General features: G+C 50.0%; 12 protein-coding genes. 3 read left to right on the top strand and 9 right to left on the bottom strand.

What is annotated here, in order from left to right:
• Positions 1-16: 16 nt before the first annotated feature.
• Positions 17-1105 (bottom strand): glycoside hydrolase family 113 protein, encoded by a 1089-nt coding sequence (locus tag DFR28_RS04355; RefSeq protein WP_113953051.1) that lies wholly within the window; start codon positions 1103-1105, stop codon positions 17-19.
• Between DFR28_RS04355 and DFR28_RS04360 the strand changes: the two genes are divergently transcribed.
• Positions 1104-1343 carry a CPXCG motif-containing cysteine-rich protein gene (locus tag DFR28_RS04360; protein WP_211316860.1) on the top strand — a complete coding sequence of 80 codons (240 nt, stop codon included), beginning with the start codon at positions 1104-1106 and terminating at the stop codon, positions 1341-1343. The genes DFR28_RS04355 and DFR28_RS04360 overlap by 2 nt on opposite strands.
• A gap of 31 nt (positions 1344-1374) precedes the next feature.
• Here the strand turns inward: DFR28_RS04360 and DFR28_RS04365 are convergent, their stop codons facing one another.
• From DFR28_RS04365 to DFR28_RS04400, 8 genes are all read right to left on the bottom strand, one after another.
• Entirely contained in the window at positions 1375-4077 is a 2703-nt protein-coding gene (locus tag DFR28_RS04365; protein ID WP_147250925.1) for a S8 family serine peptidase, read from the bottom strand.
• Positions 4078-4183: 106 nt separating this feature from the next.
• Entirely contained in the window at positions 4184-4741 is a 558-nt protein-coding gene (locus DFR28_RS04370) for a hypothetical protein (RefSeq protein WP_113953054.1), read from the bottom strand.
• A gap of 46 nt (positions 4742-4787) precedes the next feature.
• The gene (locus DFR28_RS04375; RefSeq protein WP_113953055.1) at positions 4788-18275 is read right to left on the bottom strand and encodes an SdrD B-like domain-containing protein; all 13488 of its coding nucleotides are present in this window, start codon (positions 18273-18275) and stop codon (positions 4788-4790) included.
• Between the two features lie 598 nt (positions 18276-18873).
• Positions 18874-19563 (bottom strand): tRNA (guanosine(46)-N7)-methyltransferase TrmB, encoded by a 690-nt coding sequence (gene trmB, locus DFR28_RS04380; protein WP_113953056.1) that lies wholly within the window; start codon positions 19561-19563, stop codon positions 18874-18876.
• Between the two features lie 119 nt (positions 19564-19682).
• Positions 19683-20528 (bottom strand): hypothetical protein, encoded by an 846-nt coding sequence (locus DFR28_RS04385; protein WP_113953057.1) that lies wholly within the window; start codon positions 20526-20528, stop codon positions 19683-19685.
• Between the two features lie 7 nt (positions 20529-20535).
• The gene (locus DFR28_RS04390; RefSeq protein WP_113953058.1) at positions 20536-20817 is read right to left on the bottom strand and encodes a PqqD family protein; all 282 of its coding nucleotides are present in this window, start codon (positions 20815-20817) and stop codon (positions 20536-20538) included.
• A 17-nt stretch (positions 20818-20834) separates the two neighbouring features.
• On the bottom strand, positions 20835-21947 hold the full coding sequence (locus DFR28_RS04395) for a nucleotidyltransferase family protein (RefSeq protein WP_113953059.1): 1113 nt from the start codon (positions 21945-21947) through the stop codon (positions 20835-20837).
• A 72-nt stretch (positions 21948-22019) separates the two neighbouring features.
• Positions 22020-23504 (bottom strand): hypothetical protein, encoded by a 1485-nt coding sequence (locus DFR28_RS04400; protein WP_113953060.1) that lies wholly within the window; start codon positions 23502-23504, stop codon positions 22020-22022.
• Positions 23505-23718: 214 nt separating this feature from the next.
• Between DFR28_RS04400 and DFR28_RS04405 the strand changes: the two genes are divergently transcribed.
• Both DFR28_RS04405 and DFR28_RS04410 read left to right on the top strand, forming a co-directional pair.
• Positions 23719-24219, top strand: coding sequence for a gluconate 2-dehydrogenase subunit 3 family protein (locus tag DFR28_RS04405; RefSeq protein WP_113953061.1), 501 nt, complete (start codon positions 23719-23721; stop codon positions 24217-24219).
• Positions 24146-25837, top strand: a complete 1692-nt coding sequence (locus DFR28_RS04410) for a GMC family oxidoreductase (RefSeq protein ID WP_170131970.1) — start codon at positions 24146-24148, stop codon at positions 25835-25837. Before DFR28_RS04405 ends, DFR28_RS04410 begins: the two co-directional genes overlap by 74 nt.
• Positions 25838-25840: the final 3 nt, after the last annotated feature.

The raw sequence follows: 25840 nt of genomic DNA on the forward strand, positions 1-25840 counted from the left end.
GATCTAAACCGCAGAGCTAAGCTTCTACACCACTCGGCGGCAACTCAAGCTCCCCTTGAATAATATCTTTTAGCGCATAGTACGATGGCATTTTGCGTAGATAGCCTTCACGGTGATCGACTAAGCCGTAACCCGGATTAATCAATTGCCACCAATAAACCCGCTCAACCCAACCTGTTTGCCACGCAATCTGGTAATACCATTTCAGGTATTTAGCCTGCGTTTCCTCGTCCACGGTTCGAGTTGGATTACCGGAATTAGGCGTGTAAGGTTTGGTATTCAGCAGAGGCCAATTGGTTTCAGTAATCCATAACTTATCGTCGCTTCGGTTCGATAAGCGAGTCATGGCCTTGGCTAATCTCAGCTTATTCTCTAGATCAAATATCCCATACTGTGTGCCATACGGCGAGTGGCGTCGATTCACATACAGTAATGCAGCATTGCCATCGAGATGATAATCTCGAAAATTCCAGAGGGTTCGCCAGCTCAACAAAGGTTCGAAATCAATAATTGATGAGCCGAGCAATTTGACGCCTGGAAACCTACCGCGCAAAGCCTCGACCGCCACCTGCAAATCAAGCGCTTGGCCGGTGTGTACGCAACCCCACTTAGTTCGATTCACCGCGTTGCCGATCCAGTAAGTGTTTGCCATGTGCTTGGTGGCAGCAATAATGGTAGATACCTGCTGTTGCCAAACATCTAATTGCGTTACCGAGTCGCGACTCTGCAAAATATTAATGACAAACTCATTGCTAGGAAACAACTCAAGGAAACGCACATAGTCTTCCAATGCAGCCACATCCCAACTTGGGATCCTCACCAGCAGCTGTTTAACGCCGAGTTCTTCAACCATCTCAACACTGGCCGAATCATATTGATCATCGGGCGCCACACTTAGCCCCACGAAGGTGTCAGCGGCAATATTCGCGGGCTGCTTTTTGAGTCTTAAATATTGATAAGTAATGGCCGGCAAACCAATTAAGTTGGAACCGGCTACCTTGGAATACTCCCACACATTACCGAGACCTGACCGAGGTTTGTCCTCGTCACGCATTTTATACGGCTGGCACGAATACGGGTCCCACCATTCTGGCTGATTTTTCATGGTCAATAACGGTCACTCAACATTGGTTTGGTATTATTGGGGTATGTATCATGAAGAGCAAGTCACCTGCCCCTATTGCGGCGAATCGTTTACCGCATTTATTGACCTAAGCCAGGGCAATCACCGCACAGTGGAAGACTGTTATGTCTGCTGCCGACCGATCGAATTCGTTATCGAGTCAGACGGCGCGCAATTATTACGCGTCGACACCTTCACCGACGATGAATCCATCAACTAAGTCTATTTTGATTAAGCTCGCAGCTAAGCGATTAAAGACAAAAGACCACCGCGTTTGAATTGGCCGTGGGCACCACGAAACAACTTGAGCTATCGGGCACAGTAGGGCCGAGCGCTGGGCAGAATTCCGCTGATTGTGGAGTCAGACCGGCGAGCAGCGGATCACTCTGTCTCGCGTAGCTAAATGCCTCCGGCGCACAGGAATTAGTGTCTACATCACTCAAGCCCAATACCGACTTCAATGCACCAAACATATTCACGCGACCGTAGCCGTAAAACAAGCTGCGGGTATTGCCATCGAGATCATAAGCGGCAGCACCGCGACGGCCGATTTTGTCCGCGGTGACTCGTAGCACCGCTTCAACCTCAGCCGCCGTAATGTCATTTGACGAGTTATTGTCGATCGCTTGGTCCGCCGCGATCATCGCCGCAGCGATCCCCGCCACTAACGGCGCAGCGGCAGAGGTGCCACCAAAATCATCAGTGTAAGGCGGGTCGTTATAGGTCGGCGAAGTCCACGATACACCGCCAATACTACGATTACTGTTGTAGCCCTCACCATTGGCGCCATAACGATCTGTGGTGACAATGCCTAAATGTTGATTGTCCGAAGGCGCCAACACATCTAAGGAGTCGCCAAACTGGCTATAGGCTGCGCGTTCTTCAGCCGCTAAATCGGCACTGGTCACGCCCGACAAATCACCGGCGTCACTGGCACCAACCGCGATCGCTTTTGCCACGTTAGCCGGATAGCCAACCGCGTCATCAACGAACCGCGGGATATCCCCAAAACTTAGCTTTTCCTTACCGTCGACCAAGAACTCAAACTTATCAGAAAATGTTTGTTGGTCGGTGGACACCCATATCCAGAATGAAATATCACCGGCTGGGCCGTCTTTAATGGTGTTCAAGTAAGAATAGATGCACTGACGATTAGTCATATCTATTTGCGCAGAGCTTCCGGAACGAGAGAAATCTGGATTGGTATTGATACTCCACAACGTGCACGCGCTGGCATTTTCGGTGCTACAACCAATACAAGAATTCAATGCACACGCATTAGTAAACCCCTCTAAGCCACTTTCAAAGCCTTCGTTAGTACCATCAGGAAAACGAATGTCATCTAAGCGAGCAGCATCATCTTCGGTCAGATCATCAAGCGGAAAATCAGAGCGCAAAAACCGCCATTCATACGCGTGCTTACCGGCCGTCACCGGCACCGTGACTTTAAGCCAGCCTGAGGCGCTGTTGCCGGCCGCAAAAATCACTGGAGAACCCTTGCCCTTGCGGATCGGCTCATTAGCTCTGAGTGGCGCCGTCGTGCCAGGCCCCAAATCCGCCAACGTGCCATCGACAATGTCTGCAATAACCAGGTCAAGCGCCGGACACGTGCCCTCTTCCATGCCCCAGCTATTATTAATAACATGAGCATAGGTACCGGCATAAGTCATTGCTTCAACCGCACGTGCACAGAAGTCCGAGTTAGGGTCAGCATCGAACTCAGAGATCAACCTTATGGGCAGTATCTTGGCTGAATAAGCGCTACCGACGACGCCAACATTGTTGTTAATTGCCGCGGCTATTCCCGCCACCGCAGTACCGTGATTGTCTTGCTCAACGTCGTCACCATTTATATTGACGCAGGCCGTGAAGGCTTGTGGACTTGGGTCATTATCTGGGCCGCGAGTCGCATCTTCACCACAACTAAAAGGCGCACTGGAATCGTCGTCAACAAAGTCCCAACCATTCAGGTCATCGACATAGCCATTGCCATCGTCATCGATATCATTACCGGATATCTCCAACGGGTTTTCCCAAATAGTCAGGTCTTCATGATTAAGCTGAACCCCATCATCAATAATTGCAATCACCATACCCGCGCCGGATAACTCAGCGGCTCCTTCTTGGCCGCTACTAGGAGCGCCAAGCCCCCAAGCATTATTAGCATCACAGTCGGTATCGCAGCGCGAGCCGCCTTTACCCGTGTTTTGCAGATGCCATTGCTCGGTATACAACGGATTATTGGTAGGCTCAAAGGCAGTCTTGAATGCGCGAGTTTTAAACTGTGGCTGCGCCCATTCAACACGAGGATCGCTCATCACACTTCGAACTAAGGCAAAGCGTGAAGCTACATTATGCGTTCCGCGAGCAGTCATGGAATACACTGAACCAGATGCCTTCAAGCGACGATTTACCGACAAATTGAAACGCGCCAGAACCTCAGCAAGTGCTTCGCTGGACAGCCCGTCGTTAAGCTTTACTAACAACTTTTCAGTAACAAGTATGTCACCACTGCCGCGCGAGTTTGCCAGCACCGGCTGAACCGCTAAAATCGATGCATCGGCGGATTTCAGCATATGCGCCGTAACACTGGCAAACTGCTTACTCTTGATACGGTCATTCACCTTAACCACCGACATCAAGCCGAGACCATGATTCTTCACAAGTTCAACCTGACCACCAAACTGTGCGCTAAGTCGATCAGCTAAATTTACCGTCTTGCCCTTTGCCGAGCTTGCCACCTGCTCAAGTGCAAACACACCTTGCTTGCGCAAGAAACGTATACGGCTACCATCAGGATGTTGATAGAAATCACCGTGATCGACCAGCTCAGCCGACACACCTCGTTTAGTGTATTCGAATGACGCTTTCGCCTGGCCAAAGCAAGGATTACTAGCAAGTACCAGCGTTAGCAATGCCGCGACCCGCATGCTGAGCAAATTATTATGGTTCAATTGATCGATTCTCCAAGCGCAGCCAGCTCTCCCTCGAGTTATCCGCGCGTGTCGTTAGAGACAGATTAAGCCGTGGCTGGCAATTCGCGCACCGACTAGAATAGATTTATGAATCTGCCAAAATACTTGTTAGTGTGAATTCTTGAGTAAACGAATCACCATCAGTATCCGTTGTATCAGCCGCTTCGCATGTGGCAGTAATGGTAAAAGTCACATCTTCAATCGGTTGCAGGTCAGTACAAAATGGTGCATCGGTAGCCGGACCGCGCCACACAACACGTGGACCAGCGGTATTCGTTGCAACACCTAAATCTTGAACATCGATCGTGGTATCTGCTGGCAATGACGCAGCCTCGATACTAATAATTGTTAACGAATTAGTTGGGTCAGCACTCAACACATCAAAAGTTGCACTACACACCGCTGGTGTGGTGGTACCCGACACTGGACCAAATACAACGTTGCCAGTTACCACCGCCCCACAGAGCTCTGCAGGAGTCGGCAATGGTGGTTCTACATGAGGTTCTACCACCGATGTTTGCGCATGTGCGGGCATCACGACGCTGTTAATAACCGGCTTGTGCCATACAACCACGGCAGCGCCTGTGCCTAAGCCAAGTAGTACTTTACGGCGACTGCGTTGAGCATCAAGTTGTTCGTTCATCATAAGTCTCTATTCTGTTCTCTATTAAGGTCGTTAGGGTTCACTTCTAGTTAACAATCAGTTCGGGTAGACCCAATACGGTCCAGCCAAGTAACACGTCGAGGTCATCTGGGTTTTCCAAGGCATAGTCTTGTTTCGCATTGGTTACCGCGTCCCCTAAACGTTCGCCATTGGCCAAGCGATCAAATACTAGACGCGCTAGTTCACGCTCATTATTGGCATCGGTCAGTGTGCTCGCACCCATCACAGCTACCGCGCCACGATCGCCTTCCATCATAAAACGATGCCCCATACTGTCTTCATTCGGGCTCACAAAATACGCATTCCAACAGCCCCATTGTGTCACCACAGTTGGCTTACCAACGTTATTCAAACCCGCCGCATCCGGACCAGTAAACAGACCGTTGAAGCTCCACTGGTTGGTACTTGAGTGACCAAAGAATGCCGTCAACGTAATGCCTGACTCTATCTGCTGCTTAACCTTGGCGCGTGCGGCACTGGTGCCTAATTGGTCCACGTACGCCTTCTCAACCTGAAAGTTCAGCAAGTAGTCTTGTTCAATCTCATTTGCATCGCTACCAAAATCGTACTGCTGCGCTTGGTCATAACCATCAGCGACTAACAACGCCGTACCTGCGTAGTCACGGTTCAAATATGCCGCGCGCTTACCCATTAACACGCCCAATTGAGCAGTCGTTCGTACCGGCAACCGTGCAATAGGCAGGTCCGGCACATTGTCATCATTCAAATCGACGTACTTCGCATCTACTGGTGCAAATGTGATGTTATTGCCAGTCGCATAATAAATGCTTGGAATAAAACTGGTCGCGTCTTGGTTCTCAAAATTGCGGTAATCGTAAACATCACCACCAACCAAGAGCACATATTTAGTACCACGATTGTTGTGAGCAAACTGAATATAATCTCGGATCGCCTGCGGATCAAATATATGATCGCCGAATTGAGCGTAGATGCTTTCAACATCGACAATGTCGACACTGCCCATCTCGCTTTGCAACTCAGTCGCCAAATTCTCTAAATGAAAATTCCCAGCACTACCAATAAAGTCTGGATGACTGATAATCAAATAATTGGCATTGCCACTGCTAATATCATCGGCCAATGGCAGCGCCACCGGCGTGGCTGAATACATGGAGTTGCTAGTAGCCACATAATACTGTGCGGCTGCACCACTACCCGCCACTTCAATACGACATACCGATGAATTACATGAGGCTTTTTTGCCATTACCATCGATCACCGCAACCGAACTAAGAGTGTCCTGCCGCATGATCACTAAATCGTCTTTGCCATTCGGTAAATCAGTTGGTTTAAAGCCATCAATTCGAAATCGAGAAAAGTTAGACGCATAACTAAGTCGTGCATCCTCGGCCACAAACTTACTAGGGTACTCAACGGTTACATCGTCAAGATTAACCGCGTCAAACGCGTAGCCAGTATCAAGAGGCAAGGTTAAGCCAACCACATTAATGCCCTCACGGACCTCCTGCAAACTGGCTTCTAACTGTTCGCCACGCAAGCCATCAAACTCTTTACTGGCCACTGACACGCCGTTGAATTTAACGCTGACACTGTGGTCTTTTTTAACGCCCGCTTGATTGGCTGCGCCCCATACACCGACGCGCAGCTTGGCTTTAGTAGTACCACTATTACCACCGACCGCAACATTTTTGAGGTTCAGCGTAACGTTTTCACTAGCCGCTTCACCAATCGCAATCATACGCTTTGCATAAAAAGCGTCAGACGGATTCGGTGAAGTAAATGAGTACGACGACTGCGGCGCAAACTTAGCGGTACGCAGATAACTATTCGCCACCTTAGCACGCGATGAAATCGCCGTAGTATCGATATTCATCGGCAATGCCGCACCGCTTTCAAGACGCAAAGTGTATACATTGGTACCGGTATAAAGCGTATCGAGTTGTTCGGCTATAAATCTGATTTGCGAGTCTGCAGCTACCACTGCACCACCAGTCACTTGAATTGGCACATCATTGCCGCGATTGCTTAACGCCAAATCTGCCGCATTCTCACCGATTAGATCAACACCAAATTCAGCCAAATCTGCTACCGAGATATAATGAATACCAACTTCGGTAGTTTGGAGGTTAACTAAGTCTTCACCCTCAGCAGCATGCGCCGTGGGGATGATCGCGGTTAACAGCACCGTGACCGATTGGTTTAGAAGTTTATAAAACATACTAGTTTCCTGCTGTTTGCTCTCACGACGTTGTTTACGTTTAAGAGAACGCTGCCGTTGCTGCGCTTCACGCTTAGCTTTACGCTCGGCTTTGTTAGCCTCGCGAATCGCCTTTTCAGACTGCCAATCAATAGCCTGACGGTCGGCTATCACACCATAAGACTGGCCGAGCACATAAGGCCCGTGCAAGGTCTCTTTGCCGGTTAGATCAATATCACTTAAGGCAAATACGGTGGCATCTGTTACCGCGCTGAAGTGGTAAGACTGAACCGATACCGCATCACCGTAACTCGCAATCAAGCGTGGGTTTAGCACAATCCAGTCACCGTCTACTTGCGCGTAAACATTAAAGCCAATATTCGCAACCTCAGTCTGAGTTGACCAATCGAAGCGCACACTACCAGCCTCATCAACACTCGAGGTAAATAGCCCCAACGAAATCGGATTAGTAATACTTGGCACATAACCAAAGTCACCAGTGTTGTCGATTACCGGATCAGCTATAAGGCCAAGCGAGTCGAGATCAACCACGTAGCCAGTATCGTCTTTGCTAGTCTCATCAGATGTGTCGGTCAGACCATTTGGCGAATCAGTATGTTCAAAACCATTCAGCACATTGTCGTCATCTGTCACGACCACAACATAGACGCCGTCAGGCAAGCCGGCAAATTCATAGTTACCATCGGTATCCGTGGTGGTAGTGGCGATCACATTACCGTTTTGGTCCTGCAACTCAACCGTGACTCCGCCTAAACTACCGGCTTCGTCTTGCTCACCATTGCCATTAGTGTCCGGCCAAATAGTACCAGTAATGGCATTATCACCATCGCCCACATAACCAAAGTCTTGATCGAGATCAATCGGTGTAGTCGTTGTTAACGTTGTCACACTGACACTGTCGCCAGTTCCGCTGGTATCAGGATCAACACTGTTAGTCCAACCTGTGCCACCATTTGGCAAGGTTGAGGTAACCACCACGACTTGATAATCAGTACCTGGATTAGCTCCAGTGTCCGACGTATCCAAACCAGTAAACAAGTAGAGACCATTGGCGTCGGTGGTAGTCGTCGATATCAGTACATCGTCGCCACCACCAATAACACCATCAGGCCCAGGTCCATATAGCTCAACCACCACGCCCTCAAGACCTTCATCCGCATCCGGTGCTCCTGAACCATTAGAATCAAAAAAGATGGTGTCGCCGATGACACCATCGCCACCGGCAGTATTCGAACTAACATACCCAAAGTCTTGATCTAAGTCTTCGACCGGCGTTGCAATACCAACGCCAAGATCATCCACAAACGACCGGTTAGGCGTGACGGCAACAAACGCGCCAGGGTTAGCCGGATCATCGCTGTCTACCGTTTGGTTCAAGCCAGCCAACACATTATTCTGGTCGGTTACCACCACAATGTAGTCTCCATCTGGAATACCAGTGAACAAATACATACCCGTAGCATCGGTAACCGTTGTGGCAAATACCGTATCGTCCGCTGGGTTATACAGCCCATCACCATTGTCTTGAATCAGAGTTACCGTCACACCATGCAATACTGGTTCAGTTAAATCAGAACCATCACCCGCTGTCGCCGGACCATTACCATCTTGGTCTACGTCAATCCATAAGGTGTCACCGATGCTGTTGTTCTGATCTGCCGGAGGCAAGTAGCCAAAATCTAAGTCCAAATTAATAGGATTAGCCGGAGTGATCGTCACTGTGGTCTGGTTATCCGCCGTTGCACTGTTGCCATCACGCACATCAGGATCACCAAGATTGCTCGGGCCAGAAACATAGCCCAATGGCAAGGTATTGGTATCAACCTCTACAATATACGACTCATCCAACGGCAGGTTTGGAAACAAATATCGACCACTACTATCAGTCACGGTAGTAATCGCCACACCAAGGCCCGCGCCTAAATCGACATCCGTAGGCGGAGTAATGCTGACCGTTACGTTGCCAATACCCGGCTCACCAGGACTCTGTACACCGTCGTCATTCGCATCAACCCAGATTGTATCGCCGACTGCGCCCAAGCCAGCCGCAGGTGCATAGCCAAAGTCCGCTGTTTCATGAAACTCTTTCGGATCCAGCACGATTGGGTCAGACAAACTATCGGTAGCACCAACGCCATCGCCCTCGTCATACGTCTGCACCAAACCGACGGGCAAACTGCTTACATCGACACCGGTTTGATAAACCACACCAGGCTGAAGTCTTGGAAATAAATACTCTCCGTTCAACCCAGTTACGGCAGTCGCAACTGGCGTGGTTAATTCCGCACCATCTATTACGCCATTACCGTCAGTGTCTTGATACAAATTAACCGTAACATTGGCAATACCATCTTCATTGGCATCTTGTACGCCATCCATATCAAGATCTAACCAAACATAGTTGCCCAAAGAGGCCGGTGGTACAAAACCAAAGTCAATCGTCATGTTGCCACTCAAATCTTCTGCGCTACCATCAATACCATCTTGATTGTCGCCGCGACCTGTGCCGCTACCAGTTTCATTCGGTTCAGCACCGGAGGTGACTTCAAACACACCACTTTCAAATACGCCAACACTCGGTTCGGTTGCTATATTTGAATCGTTGGCAGTGTCGTCATTATCGGCAGTATTTTGCACTGGCGATGGGAAAAAGCCGGTCGGCGGTGTGACCTGAACTCGGTAATTACCCGGAGGTAAATTGGTGAATTCATAGAGGCCATCGGCGCCAACAGTGACCGCAGTAACTGGAGCACCACCAACTTGACTAGCCGCAACGAACACACCAGAACCTGGGGTTGTTTCAACAAATAACGCAACCTGTGCTGCCGCTAACGGCGGTTCATTCGCGTCTTGTAAACCATCACCATTGCTGTCTTGCCAAACAAAACTACCAATACTAACTGGCGCATAGAAGCCCATATCAACGGTCATATTGCCGCTATTATCTGGATTAGCAGCAGTCTGCCCAGGTTGGTCGTCGACGTCACCATTCCCGTCGATAAGATCAACCGGATCAGCTTCGCCAACGGGCTCACCGCCGGCCGTCAAAGTAATTACACCACTGGTGTGGATTTGATCCGCTAGGTTAGGGTCAAAACCGAGATCGATATTTGAGTCCTCATTACTGTCTGCAGACGGATCCCCAAACACATCCGGGTCAGCCACTTGCAGCGGCGTTGGAATCAACGCGCCACCACCGACAACCGTGGACAAATCAACTTGCACTCGGTAATCGCCCGGCGCTAAATCATTGAAGAAATACTGGCCTTCTGCATCGGTCACAGTAGTGACTATTTGCACACCAGCGGTATACGGATCGCCATCAACCGGTGCGCCAGCGGCGTCAAGTAACGTGACCGTTGCATTGACAATCGCAGGCTCGCCATCACCTTGGCTGCCATCGGCATTTTCATCCTGCCAAATCGTGCTACCTAAGCTTACTGGTCGCACAAAGCCCATATCAAGGGTCATGTTGCCAGCTGAGTCTGGGTTAACCCCGGTTAAATCTTGGCTAGGTTGATCAGCACCAACAACACCGATTGAATCGGTTTCGCTGAGCGGCTCAGTGCCAGGCGCTAGGGTAATGATGCCACTAGTATGAACTTGATCACTGATCGAATTTGAACCGGTGGTATCGAAAGCAAAATCGATATTCGAATCATCGTTACTGTCTTCAGATGGATCGCCAGACAAATCTGGATCAGCGACTTGCAATGGCGTTGGTTTTAAATCAGCACCACCGACCACAGTAGACAGGTCTACCTGAACGCGATAGTCCCCTGGCAGCAAGCCATTAAAGTGGTATTCGCCGCTAGCATTACTAACCACCGGCGTCACACCCGTAACTGCTAGGCCCGCGCTATCCAATAAGGTAACCGTGGCTCCCTCAATCGCTAGTTCGGCGGCATCTTGAATGCCATTACCATTTAAGTCTTCCCAAATGGTCGACCCTAAGCTCACTGGTTGAAAGAAGCCAAAATCGACTGTCATATTGCCATTGCTGTCGATTAGACCGCCTTGGTTAGGCTGATCGATCACCGGGCCGTTGTCATTCACACCATCAATTGGATCGACTTCAAGCTCAGGCTCTGTGCCCAAACGTAAATCGATCACACCACTCCGGTATAGATCATCTGAGGTAATCGCTGGACTACCATTCTGATCAACACTTGCGATGTTTGAATCGGTATTGTCATTATTTTCAGGGTCCGCAACTTGACTTGGTGTTGGGCTAATCGAACCCGCGCCAGTGACTCCCGACATATCCACTTGAAGCATGTAACTGCCAGCCGGCAATCCATTGAAGTTATATTGGCCGGTCGAATCCGTGGTTGCAGTCAGCGCTTGTATACCAGTCGCTACAGGGTCACGGTCGTAGACACTGCCATCACCATTTAGCAATGTCACTAACGCACCACTGATCGGCGGTTCGTTGTCATCTTGCCTACCATCGGTATTCGAATCTAACCACACGGTACTACCGAGACTCACCGGTTCAATAAAACCAAAATCGACTGTCATATTACCGTTGGCATCGGGTTGATCAGCCGCAGTTAAAGCCTGATTCGGCTGGTCCGCACCAGGCGTGCCGATAGGGTCAACCTCATTCAGTGGCTCACCGCCAACACTCAGCGTGATAACACCACTGGTGTGAATTAAGTCCACTGGATTTGAATCAAATAACTGATCAATATTGGAATCGCTATTATTGTCTTGTCCTAGCCCTGGCGCATCAGGGTCAGCGACCTGCGCAGGAGTTGGTACAAGGGCACTGGCATTGCTGTTGCTGGCTGTCGATAGATCAATCTGGATTCGATAATCACCTTCAGGTATACCATTAAAATTATACTGCCCTTGCGTATCGGTTAAGTCGGTTAGCGCTTGCACTCCAGCGACATTCGGGTCGCTGTCATAAACGCTGCCGTCGGCATTCAAAAGCGTTACCTGAGCAGCCACAATCGGCGGCTCACCAGCATCTTGAACGCCGTCTCCATTAACGTCTAACCAAGCAGTACTACCGACACTTACCGGCTTAATAAAACCCATGTCGACCGTCATATTGCCCGACGTATCAGGATCATCGGCAGTCGATAGACCTTGGTTAGGTTGATCCGCACCACCGGCACCAATAGGATCTGTTTCACCGGCAGGCTCACCGCCAACGGTTAACGTAACAATCCCACTGGTATGAATTAAATCATTAGCATTGGTATCAAAAGCGACGTCAACGTTCGAATCCGTATTGTCGTCTCCAGCCGCATCTGGGTCGGCCACTTGCAACGGAGTTGGTATGTAATCATCGCTATCAGTCACCATACTCAAATCAACTTGAACGCGATAATCACCGGGAATCAGACCGTCGAAGTTGTACTGCCCATCGATATCCGTAACGTCGGTTACGAGCTGCACTCCGGCGACATTTGGGTCACCGTCAACTGGAGTCCCAGCAGCCGTTAACAAGGTAACAGTAGCACCTTGTATCGCCGGTTCACCGGCATCTTGACTACCATCAGCATTTGAATCATTCCAAATCGTGCTACCCAAACTCACTGGTGCAAAGAACCCCATATCCACGGTCATATTACCGTTGGCATCAAGTTGTGCTGCACCTTGGTTAGGTTGGTCCGAACCGGGTACACCAATTGGATCAGACTCAACCGCTAACAAGGGTTCGCCCCCAATACTTAGCGAAACCACACCACTTTGATAAATGTTTGCTGCTGGGTTATGTCCCGGAGCAGTCAGATCAACATTGGAATCGGTATTGCTATCTTGCCCCGCTCCCGGCGCATCAGGATCGGGCGTTTGTAATGGCGTTGGTGACAACATCGCGCCGGTGTGACTAGTCGCAGTCGTTAGATTGACTTGCACACGGTAATCGCCTTCGGGTAGACCATTAAAATGGTATTGCCCTTGAGCATCGGTGGCCACTGTCAACGCATCGATGCCTGCGGTTGCCGGATTACTATCGTAGACCGAACCACCTGCATTCAATAGTGTTACCGACACACCAACAATAGGTGCTTCGCCAAGGGTTTGTACACCGTCACCATTACTATCAAACCAAACAGTACTGCCAAGGCTGACTGGCTCAATAAACCCAAAATCAACCGTCATATTGCCATTCGCATCAGGATCGTCTGACGCAACCAAGCCCTGGTTCGGCTGATCCGGCCCAGGTGTGCCGATTGAATCGACCTCGCCCAACGGTTCGGCACCAGGTGTTAAAGTAACTATGCCACTAGTATGGATTTGATCTGTTGTATTGGTATCAAAACCAGTGTCGATATTCGAATCGTCATTAGCATTTTGGCTAGGCCCCGCTGCATCGGGGTCAGCTACTTGGCGCGGTGTCGGCACTAACGTCGCCGCGTTTGCATTATTAGCGGTGCTAAGGTCAACCTGTACGCGGTAGTTGCCGGCAGGTAACCCATCAAAGTTGTATTGGCCATCAGCATCAGTGACCGTGGTCAAGCTTTGCACACCAGCGGTATAGGGGTCGCTATCAAAAACAGTTCCATCGGAATTTAGTAGAGTGACCGTGGCATTCTCGACCGGCGTTTCACCTGCACTTTGAATACCGTCTTCGTTATCGTCAACCCACAAAGTACTACCAAGACTAACTGGCGGCACAAAGCCCATATCCAGAGTCATGTTCCCCGCGTTATCTGCAAGCCCTGCTTGGTTCGGCTGATCGGGGTCAGTGCTTACACCAGTGCCTGTCGCGTTAATCGGATCTCTTTCGTTGCTCGGCTCAGTTCCCGCCAACAACGTGATCGGACCACTAATGTGAACTAAGTCGGCCAGATTAGTATCCGCGCTGTAATCAATATTTGAATCGAGCTGGTTATTATTATTTGGCGCGGCAACTTGCGTCGGCGTGGGCAAATAATCATCGATATTCAAGATTGGAGACGTCGACAAATCTACCGATACGCGATACGTCCCTGGCACCAAATCATTGAAATGGTACTGACCAGCTGCATCGGTGGTGGTTTGCACTAACTGAACACCTGCCAGTCCGAGATCACCGTCAATAGGTGTACCGGCCGAATCAAGCAATGTCACCGTTGCTCCGGCTATGGCACCTTCACCGCTGTTTTGTACGCCATTACCATTCGTGTCGACCCAAATAGTACTCCCCAAACTTACGTCAGGAACAAAACCAAAATCCGCGCTTAAGTATGAATTTGTGTCAGGAAACGCAATATCCGCAGCGATATTTTCAGTCAGTTCGACGTTCGCATCACTGGTGTCGGTCGCGCTGCTGCCAGTAACACCATTACTGGAAGTATCACTCTCGCCAGTCACTGCCCCGCCAACGGTTAAATTTAACAGCGTTGAAACCGACGCATAAGTTGCCGGCACTAACGACCCAAACGTACCAGGCGCACCGTCATCCTCATTGTCTGTAGCTAAAGCAGTACCCGCCGCCGACGTGGGAGTTGACGATTGAAGAGTGTCAGTGCTATATGGATCGCCGCCAGCAGTTAGCCCACTTTGACCCTCAGGGATCGCGATAAAATAGTTTCCTTCATCTAGGCCGTCGAACAGATACTGACCCTGTGCATCAGTGGTATCTGTCACCAACAATTGATCCAAATTCGGATCAAAAATACCGTCGCCATCATCCAGATACAGCTGTGTTTGTAGATTCGCAATGGCCGGTTCACCGCTTTCAGCGATACCATCGTTATCTTCATCGAGCCAGACATGATTACCTAAGCGAAGGCGATAAAAACCAAAATCAACACTCACGTTTGAGTCATTGTCATCAAAAAAGTCTGCGTCGTCGTCAGCCGCATCATCATTGCGCAGCTGCTCATCGACCGGCTCCTCACCTAGCGCCAAGTTCACCGTTCCAGAATAGATTCCATCAAAACCAGCCGGCAGTGGTGTCACTAAATCATCGGATGTAAACGCGCCGTTGTCGTCGTTATCAAGATTACTGTTGGCGTTGGGCTCATCAGTCGTTGAAGAATAGTTGTCATCCAACACAAACGAACCGGTTTGTGCATTCGGTATCACCACGTAGTAGTTACCAGCAGGAATACCTAGGTTGTCACGATTTGCGATATCGGCATCATCGAACAAGTAATGACCTTGCGCATCTGTTTGCATGCTGTCAAACAGCGTGTCGTCTGCACTTGGACCATCGCCAGTTACATCCACCCAGAGCTGCACAGTCACATCAAACAAGCCTTGCTCACCAGCATTGGCAATGCCGTCGTTATTGGTATCTAACCAAACTAGATTACCGATTCTCAAGCCGCTCGATTGCAAGGGAAATTCAGCCGGCGTAATGATTCCTGTCTTAACGATTTCAGCAGATAATAAACGCGCGTCATCGTTAGCGTTGGTAGCCCGATGTGCAATATTATTCCATGCGATTTGCAAATCTCCAGCCACATAATCTGATGCCGGAGCATCCGCCTGAGACAACATATCCAAGCTGATGATAATGTCTTCATCAGTGGGGTTAAACGGGTCGCCGACTGGCCAAGCGTTGCCGGAAAATGGCACATATACACGCCACGCACGCACACTGGCATAACCTTCAGGAAACGTAATTGCGTCAGCTAAAGGCGTTTCAGTCCAGTCGTCAACACAACCGGGCTGCCAACCACTACCACCAAGATCATTGGCAATAGAAAGCTCTGGACGACAAGAAGTGGCAGACGCTGAATACTCGATTACGGCGTTGGTGAGTTCTGCAGCAACTGTTGGGTTGGCACTAGCCAGAGTAACTGGCCCCATCAATTGTGGCTCCCAAGTCGATGCACGACTCACGCCAGCTAACGCTTCGGAGATACCGGTATCAGACCCCGCAGTATCGGTGTTTGGTAGCACGTCATAAACCACGTAATTGCTTAGCGGCACATTGCCGTCGTTACTTAAGCGTATACGGTAGTCAAACGGCTGATCTTTCATCGCTTGCGCGACACATGGCGCTTTGGTTCGACCACTGCCATCATCTGCACAGTAAGCTGGCGTCGCAATACCCGCACTCGCTGCCGCTGTATTATCCGCTGGAGGATTTGACGGATCAAAATTAGGCAAGCCAGGGAAGCCACCAATGAACTTTTCGCCGCCTAACGAAGCCGCACTTAGAATATTAAACGTGTCATTAGTCTGACAAATTTTCTCACTGGTATCGGCATCGCTATCAATGTCATTAGTATCGGGCAAGTCAGTGGTAAGACCATTTAAGCATCGTAAATCAGCTGTATTCTGCTGAGTAGACTCTAGAAAATTTTGTACCCCACCTTGCGCTAATACCCCAGCACGAACCTTGAGGGTAACGCCAAGTCTAACCGCTGTCGCAATACCGAAGTCACCAGTTGCGTCACCGACATTGTCATTATTTCGGTCCGGTCGAACTGGAAAAGTAAACGGGTTATTAACCGGTAAATCGCCAAGCTGACCACCGAGCTGAATTGCTCCGGCTGGTGCGACATTCTGCCAGCTCCAGCGCAACATCGTCGCATTCGCCGCCGTACAGGTATTCCCAGCATCACCGGGCGCAATTACCTCTAAGTTTGGCTCAACGCCAATCGGTTGAGTATTGACAGTATCAATAGCGTTACGTGGGTCATCAAGACCAATAAATCCCAAGGTATCCCAAGATACAAACTCTAATTCTGGACTCAAACAATCCGTGACAGTTGGATTTTGCGCACCAACCGAGCTGGTGTTGTCTTGCAAGAAAGTAAATGTAGTGGTAAACGGCTGACCGGGCTGTACTGCCGATGGCATCGCTTTAGCCAAGCTAATATCAGTGGAATCCTCGACAATAGTGACGGTTTGACAAGCACTCGGATCACTTACCATTGGGTCCGCGGTAATTTGATCGGTAGTCACGGTAGCACAATTCTCAAACGTGCTTGGTGGCGGCCCAACGGTCAACGAGGGATCGTTTGTCAAATGCGCCACAGTGAACATTCCACCATCAAACCCTGGCGGTACTGGCGTGGTGAACTCGACTCGAAAACCAGTGGCGGTGGCTGACAATAATTGAGAAAAACCGTTAGCCAAGCCAATCATGCCATTGTAGCTGGTTAATAAGGTGTTACTTGGTAGCTCGATAATGTTTGCTTCAACAGATTGATCACTCCATCCGTCATGCACCAAAGTTAACGGTTCAATCTCCACCGGGAAGACATCTTCAAGCACAACATTAGTCTGCTGCACATTAGTTTTTGAAGTGTCGAAAGTAATGTAATACTCATTGCGCGCACCAACTCCAACCGAGTCACGTTTAACAGTTTTTTCAAGGTCTGCATCCGGTGTTGGAACATCTAAGGTACTTTCAACCGAAGACGTACACGAATTCGGACACGTTGCAGGGTCAATGTTATCGCCGTTTAAATTCGCAGTATTAGTAACGGTCTCGGCAATCGAAAAATCGGCAGACGGATACTGCACTGCTAACCTAACCACCTGACAGCCATCGGCGGGATCAAACTCAGTCACACCAAGGCTAGCAAAGTCGAAGCCCAATGCTGGGCACGCACCGGTTGTCGGCAGCACGCTGTTCATCAAATTATCGTTTCTTAACGTTGCACCAACCACTGTCGCGCCAGTTTCGCAAACATCGCTCAACACAGGGTTTTCTAAGATGATGGTGCCGGTTCCAATGCCAGCTGGACCATTTGGGCATATCTCAATCCGGTACACCACATCATTATCTAATGCAGGACCTACTGAGCCCCCAGGAACGGATACTCTTTTAGAGATTTCCCAATTATTGCTAGGCGGATTTAGCGTTGGACTACTGGTCGCCGATACCGAGCCGACATTCGCGACGCTTGAGGTAGCCGTATTCACTAAGGTACTGGGTAAGCCGCTTGGAAAGTCCGCTAAGTCGGTCGACAATGCTCCAACGATTGTTGCGTTAGCAGAGTCTCCGTCAGCAAGCACATCAGGCGACGGCAAATCGATGGTCACAGTATTAGTAACCGGGTCGTGCGTACAAGTGTAGATATTGTCAGACACTAAACAGGTTTCAAAAATAAACCCTTCTGGCAGCGGATCGGTAAGCGTAAATTCGCCGCAGTCATTCGGCGGTGTGCTAACAATGCTGCAGTTCCATTGCAACTGATATTCAAAAGCCTGACCTAGCTCAAGTTCAGTCAATGCATTATTAGTTCCAAGCTCTTGAGCTTCTTTAACCAACGAGCTTGCGGCTTGACCATATACTAACGGCGTAGAGAGCACTGAGAAAAGCATCACCGTAAACAGCAAACCGAATTTAACCTGAAGACTAGTAGCTCGCGCTACTGCGTAAGAGTTATCCGAACTTAATACGAGCATGATTTATCAAACCTTATTATCTAGAGTTATCTTCAACCGCAAAAATTGCGGCCTATATCCTTAACACTCAGTGATTCGATATGAAAATACGGATCGCACGCTGAGCACAAAGGCAAACTTGTAACTCAAGCAATCGCTACGGTCCGGCAATCAATGCCATGAACACGTTCTACAATCTATAGCCGCCACTTGAGTCGCTAATGCGAAACAAAAAAATCCATAAGGCAAATTTTGCACAACGCGTATTGCCAACCCTTAACGCTTTTAAGCGTTACTTTTATTGTTATTCGCTCATTTCGAAAAGGAATATATAACATTACATATCAATAAGATAGAGGCGACTCAGGCGCAAATGTAAAGCTTTGTAACAAGTGTCAATCAACGCTAAAAAACATTTATTTTCGCCACTCATAAACCAACGCCAACCGCCTATTTTGCAGGCTTACGGCTACCGTATGAACAGTAAATAGCCTTTTAATAGACAAGATCAGAGTGAGTTCTCTGAGCGAATATCTGGGTCGATAAAACCACAAGAGGTGAAACAGCTATGGTTTCGAATGGCAGACAAGAGTCACTCCATCGACTCTAGGAAACAGTACTAATTTTTCTTAAAAACCAAATCCCACACGCCATGGCCTAAGCGAATACCGCGCGCTTCATATTTTGTGTCTGGTCGATAAGCTGGCTTATCGACATAACCATGTTCATGTGTGCTGGTATTTTCTAGATCGGTGTTGGCGGCGAGAACTTCAAGAATATGCTCTGCATAATGCTCCCAATCGGTCGCCACATGAATCGTGCCGCCTGGTGCCAAACGCTGTACTAATGCCGCCACAAACTCCGCTTGAAGTAAGCGACGTTTATGGTGGCGTTTTTTATGCCAAGGGTCAGGAAAAAAGATTTGCACACGGTGCAGTGATCCTTCTGGCACCTGCTGCTCTAACACTTGTACCGCGTCGTCCTGAGACACACGTACATTCTCTAAGCCGCGCTGTTTCACCTGCACCAACAAGCTGCCAACACCCGGTCGGTGCACTTCGACACCAAAGAAATTAAGTTCAGGATGCTGCTCGGCCATGTCTGCCAAAGACAAACCATTGCCAAAGCCGATTTCCAGAACAGTCGGAGCACTACGCGCAAATAAGGTATCGAATGCCAATAGGCTATTACTCAAATCAACACCGTGTGTTGGCCAAAGCTGCTCAATCGCATTACTTTGACCGGTGGTTAATTTGCCTTCGCGCCGTACAAAACTACGAATGTGGCGATGATGCTGCTCGTCAGTCATGGTGAATCAATCGGTATAAGAATCAAGGTTCGGGAGCTTGCCACGTGGCAGCTGATCCTGCAATCACTGCAGCGGCAAATATACACTCAAACTCGCTAGACCGGCCGATTAGCCAGTATTTAGTCGAGCACTAAGGCTTTCAATTGCTGCGCGAATGTCTCAGGTAAGCAATCGAAGCCGCCGTACTCTAGCGAATAACACGGCGTGTTTCGAATCAGCGCCATCATCGCTCGAAAGCCATGCCCATCAAGATTGCGCGCATTAACGTGATTTGCCATTAAGCGCATTCCAGCTTCGGCGCTAGAGAGCTTAGCAAAAGAAAAATCTGCATCACTGCGGTATTTAGGAAACACCAATAAACCGACCTCTAAGCCAGCGCCCGCAACAGTTACGCTGCCCAAACTTTGCACCGGCACGGCATTGGCAAAATCACCGTGTTGCACCAAGTCGAGATGCTCAATTAAGTGTTCCACCGCCGACAAGCCATGCGACTTAATCTGAATCGGGCGGGCAATACCTTGCAGGTGCTGGTCATCATCTATCAAGATTAGTTCGTCGGTAACATACGCAAATTGCTTGGCCGCCAACCACGTCGTAAAGCTGCTCTTACCTGCACCGCTATTAGCCGGAATAATAATAGCTCTCCCTTGATGCGCCACTGCCGCTGCATGCAAGCAATGCGCTGCACGACTGTTATCGGCAATGTGAAACACTATCCGATCGGTCAAATGGTATATAACATCACCAGTCTTTAGCAGACGTTGCGTTGCTCCGTTGGAGTGATCAACCAACTCCCACGCCTGTTGCGTTGCATCGTGCGCCAAGCTAAGTTCAGTACCTTGACTAGCTGCCACTGACTGTACCGGCATGGCCGACAGTGCTAGTTCAATTAACGCCACCGACGCCACATCGTTGGCGCATACGGTAAGCTGAACCCCCGCCATGTCTATTAGCCAACGCTGCATAAGCGAATTAACCTGACACCACTGCTTGAATTACCCCTTGCTCCAACATATCGCTCACAGTCGCAATCACATCTGGCTCAATCTGCGCTGCTTGGTCTGGGTACGCCTCTTGCAAGCTAGTAATAATGGTAGCCAACGAATACTCACCAGTGAGCAGCTGCCAAACCACGGTCGATGGACCGTTTAAATGCAAAGTGGTGGCGGTGTTCGGGTTATAGACGAGCAGTTCGCCATCCATATCCTCCATTAAACAATCCGGCACTTGCCGGTATATTCCGTGCGTATTCATAGGTTGGGTATTGTACGCTAGCCGCCAAGCAAGGCGGAAAAGATTCTTCGGCTAAGCCAATTAGCGACCCGCAACGGATGCCGAACCCACTTCACCATAAACAGCGATCGATCTGGGTCAACACCGTAATACAAATGCAGCCACCAGTCGGACGGACGAAACAACAGCGTTAGCCGTTCTGACATAGGTCGCTTAACATTTAACGCATTACGCAAAGACCCCATAATTTGACCAACTCCTGCGACTATTTTGATCGGCATCGGTGCCAACTCAGCCAGCAGTTGCGGCGGCAATGGAGTCAATAAATGCAAACAGCGCAACGTGTTAATTACGTGCGGGAACTCGCTACGCAGCTGATCAAATCGACCCGCCTCTAGCACCTTGAGCGCTAAACCAATAACGTCCATCACGTTAATCAACTTAAGCGTGGCACTCGGATGTAAGCCTTCTAAGTGACGCGCTACCTGATGCAACATTCGCACATCATCCAGCGCGCTAAAAGTTAAGCCGTCCCACTCGATGGTTTGCATATGCGCCGCATTGCTTGGGTAATAAAGATGGCCAGGCACCTCGCGTGAAATACCATCATGGTGTAACTCGACACTACATATAAACCCATCGATAGTTTTGGTAGCGTTGGGCAGCTGATGCATGTCGCGCATAAAACGGCTGGGCTGCGCGTCGGGCATTGAGTAGCCTATTTCACGTAGCAATTCTCCAGACCGATTTAAATCCGCACGTGGCACTAGCAAGTCCATGTCGCGCATGGGCCGCAAATAAGCATCACCATATAAATGCGGAGCTAGCGCAGCACCTTTGAGTGCAACATACGGAAGATTTTCGCGCTTAAATACCGCATCGATTTCCTGCAAAGCTTTATGGCGTGCTTTAGCCGCGGCGACATGGCGCATTTTCAGCGCTTTGAGCGGCGCATTAAGCGCTTCCGGCACCGGCAAGTGCAGCTCGGTCACATGCTTATTGGAAAATCCAGACAGGCCATGTATTTCAACTTGGTCAATCCACTCCTGCCAATCTTGCACATTCAGCAGTAGGTCACGAACGTGCTCGCGGCCTTCGCTGTCGATATTGAATTGCGCTAGGGCCGCAACGGAAGTTAGAGGAATATGCATAGTGCGAGTCTAAACCACTTAACGCAAACCTCAAACCCGACCGGCAAAAAGCTGGTCGGGCCACAAGCCCATCTACCCTCTCAAATCATAGTAACAATCTAACGGCATCTGGATTGATGTAGTGCCAGACGACAAGTAGAAATCTGCTTGAGCAACTTCAATTCTCTCTAACTCAATATACAAATCATTGGGGCCGTCTGACGACAAACGAGCGCGAATTGATTCATTACATCCGGCAACTACATTGCGGATATCAGTAAACGACTCAGCATTGAGCGTTAAGGTGGCCGACAGTACTGACCCAATTTGTGAGCCTCGGTCGCTGCGATCAATATACGACTCACTAAGACCAATCTCTACTTCATAGGTACCATTGCCATTGCTCGACGCATTCACAATAGTATGCTCTCTAAGTGCCTGAGCTGCCGATATGCCAGCATGTGCATTTGGAATCACCGCATTCAAAAGCCGCTCGCCAAGACTGTTCGACTTGCCTATGCCGAACGGTATACCTTGTCCACCACCGTTGGTAAAGTTGCCCTGCGGAGCGCATGAGCCAGGCTCTAATATGCCAGAGCCAACGGGCAGTTCAACGTCCACCAAGCTACCATCGAGGTTCAGACTTAACATCATAGTAGAGTCATCTACCGACACCATTGTGGCCGACACAGGGTTTGCCCCTTTGTCAGGATCGTCACAGGTTGTACGCACTCGCAACAAGCTTCCAGCGCTCCCATCTACCTGAATAATGCCTTCGCGCAACGTAGTGCGGTCAAAACTCAACATGCCCACGCTGTAACTGTTTTCATCAATTTTGCTAGCTGACAGCGCCAGTGTGCGACTCTGAGGAATACGGCCCGCCTGCGCGGTTGGAATCAACACGTCGAGCAAACTTGTTTTGGCTATTCTGCTGCCTCCGGCGTCAGCGTCGGGATTGTAGAAGCTTTGCGGCAAACCAGTGTCTACACACATTGGGCTTGGCAAACTACCAGAACCAGACGGCACAACTAAACGCTCAGAGCGGCCAGGAAGAGTTAACTCGACTTGCGCGTCAGTAACGCTTTCAATAGTAATGTTAAGTGCACTCGGACTCAGCATACATGGGTCTTCAACCACCGCTAGATTGCCGCCACTCGCAACGCTCGCAACACCACTGTAGAGAACTTCGCCACGATTGGTAGTGCCTTCTAACGTACGCTCAAATAGCGACACCGTATACGAATCAACGCCGGCAGTAGTTTGCTCAACCATCACCGCATATTCGTATGTGGCCGGCACATTCGCATACGCAGATTCAACTAGAAAGTCTAAAACCGAACCCGCCTTAGCAACCGGCGACACGGCCGCAGCGGCTGAGAAAAACACAAATGGCGCAGCCGCTTCCACTGAAGTTTGCGCATGCGCTGGCAGTAAAACGGCATCAACTACAGGCTTATGCCAAATTGCTGTGGCGGTGCCGACGGCAGCACCGATCAACACAGTACGTTTAGTTTTATCAATAGCTTGAACGTTAGTTTTTGGCGTCTTCACCACGCCCTTTGAAGTATTGTTGCTCATTCCCATCCCAATCCCGGCGAAATTACTTTCGCATAGTGTGTTTAAACGCTCATCGTAAGTGCTAAACAGCTTTATTATAAGTAGACTAAAGTCCAACCAATGTCTAGTAACAGCTGAGCATATTCCCTTTCATCGCTCACCGCAAACGCGGGTATGATACCGTTTCACAAATATCTATATAGCCGAGCTGTTCTCAACACCACTTTCAACGCTGATGACCCGACCGAATATGCAACGCCGCTTGGTTCTAGCATCCGCCATAACCTTAGGCGGGGCGGCCTTATGGGGACTAAATCGCCCGAAGAGCGACCAGCACGGCACGCCGCGCAAGCAGCCCGAAACCACGCTCGCCAGCATGATCGACACACTGGTTCCGCGCGACGAATTCCCCGGTGGCATTGACATAGGACTTGATCAAACCATTGCTCAGCAAATGGCCCAACAACCAAAGCTCAACCAGTTGATCGCTCGACTATTGCCGATTATCGAACGCAGCGCGGTCACGGAATACCACCGCGCCTTTTACCGACTCACTATTGACCAACGCGAAGCGCAGCTAAGCAAGCACTGGTATCAAAGCACTAACCCCATAGTTCGCCGCGACTTTATGCAATTTAGGCGGCATGTTCTGGCGCAGTATTATGAGTCGCCCATTGGCCAGCAAAGCATGGGATATCAACATCCCACGACCTACCCCAACTACCATGTCGAGTAAGCAGACCAGTCCGCAATTTGATGTGCTCATTATTGGCTCCGGCGCGGGCGGCGGCATGGCGGCGCTACGACTCTGTGAGCAAGGCTTTAAAGTCGGGTTGATTGAGCGCGGGCCGCGCTTTAACCACAAAACGGACTTTGTGCTCAACTACCCAGATTGGGAGTCGCGCCGCAACCCACTTGAACACGCACGCCAACAAGAACAAACCATCAACTACGACTACCGTAGCGCTGCCGCAGCTGGCGAGCAAAGCCGTGCACCGTTCCATTATCATCGAGTTCACGGTGTTGGCGGCAGCACGCTGCACTACCAGGGTGAAGCACATCGCTTTGCCGAACATGCCTTTAATATCAAAACCCGCTTCGGCTACGGACTTGATTGGCCGATTGGCTACCGCGACCTAGCCAGCCACTACCAGCAAGCTGAGACCTTACTCGGCGTAGCCGGAGAAGTCGGCAATCCGCATAAGCCCGAGCGCGAAGCATTTCCAACTCCTGCGCATCCTCTGAGTAGCCGCAGCCGTATTTTGGCCAAGTCAGCTCAGACAGTGGGCTTTACTGTGCTCCCCAATACACTCGCTTTACCAAGCCAAAGCATTGACGGAAGACTACCCTGCCAACATAGCGGCGGCTGTAACTTCGGCTGCGTATTCGGCGCCAAATCAAGCATCGACCAAGCCATTATTCCGCGCGCCGAAGCAAGCGGCAACCTCACACTAATCACCAACACCCGAGTAACCAGCCTAACCCTTGATCAATCTGGCGCGATTACCGGCATAAACTGCCTCAACGACAAAACGCCCAGTCGGCTTTACGCCAAGCGATACGTACTAGCCGGTGGCGCGGTAGAAACACCACGCTTAATGCTCGCGAGCACCAACCAAGCCGCAGCAAACGGTTTCGCCAACCAACACGACCAAGTCGGTCGATACTTTATGGAAACCGTGGTCGCCAGCGTGCAAATGCAATTGTCGAGCGACACAGAGCTGTATCGCGGGCCTCCGCTAGATTCCAGAGTGTGGGACTTCTATAAACCCAAAGACGCGTCAATAAGCGGCTTTGTGCTCGGCTCAGCGGGCTATCTGTACCCGGCGATTGGGCCGGTTAACCACGCCTTGCAAACGCCGGGCATCGGCCGTGCGCACAAACGCCAAGTACGCCAGACATTCGGGCAAAAAATTATCTTATTCGGCGTTACCGAGCAGGAACCTATCGCCGACAACCGAGTGTTTTTGAGCCAGCAAAATGATCAGGCAGGCATACCCAAGGTGAATATCCAAAGCCGCTACACACAACGCGACAAAGCTACCATTAGCGCGATGCGCGACAAGTTACTGGCCTGGGGTCGTGCCACGCCGAATGCAAAGGTCCAAAGCATCTCCGACAGCAACGTTCGATCATCAGCAACTCATGTTGGTGGCTCGTGTCGTATGGGGCATAACCCAGAAACATCAGTGGTGGATGCCTTCGGCAAAGTGCATGGTCAGTCTAATTGCTATGTCGCCGATGCCAGCGTGCTGCCAACCCAAGGTTGCGGCGACTCACCATCATTAACCATTCAAGCCCTAGCGCTGCGCACCGCCGACCGCATCGTCGCAGACCTAAAAAGAGAGACATAAGCA

The sequence above is a fragment of the Arenicella xantha genome (assembly GCF_003315245.1).
In the GTDB taxonomy this organism is placed as follows: Bacteria; Pseudomonadota; Gammaproteobacteria; order Arenicellales; family Arenicellaceae; genus Arenicella; species Arenicella xantha.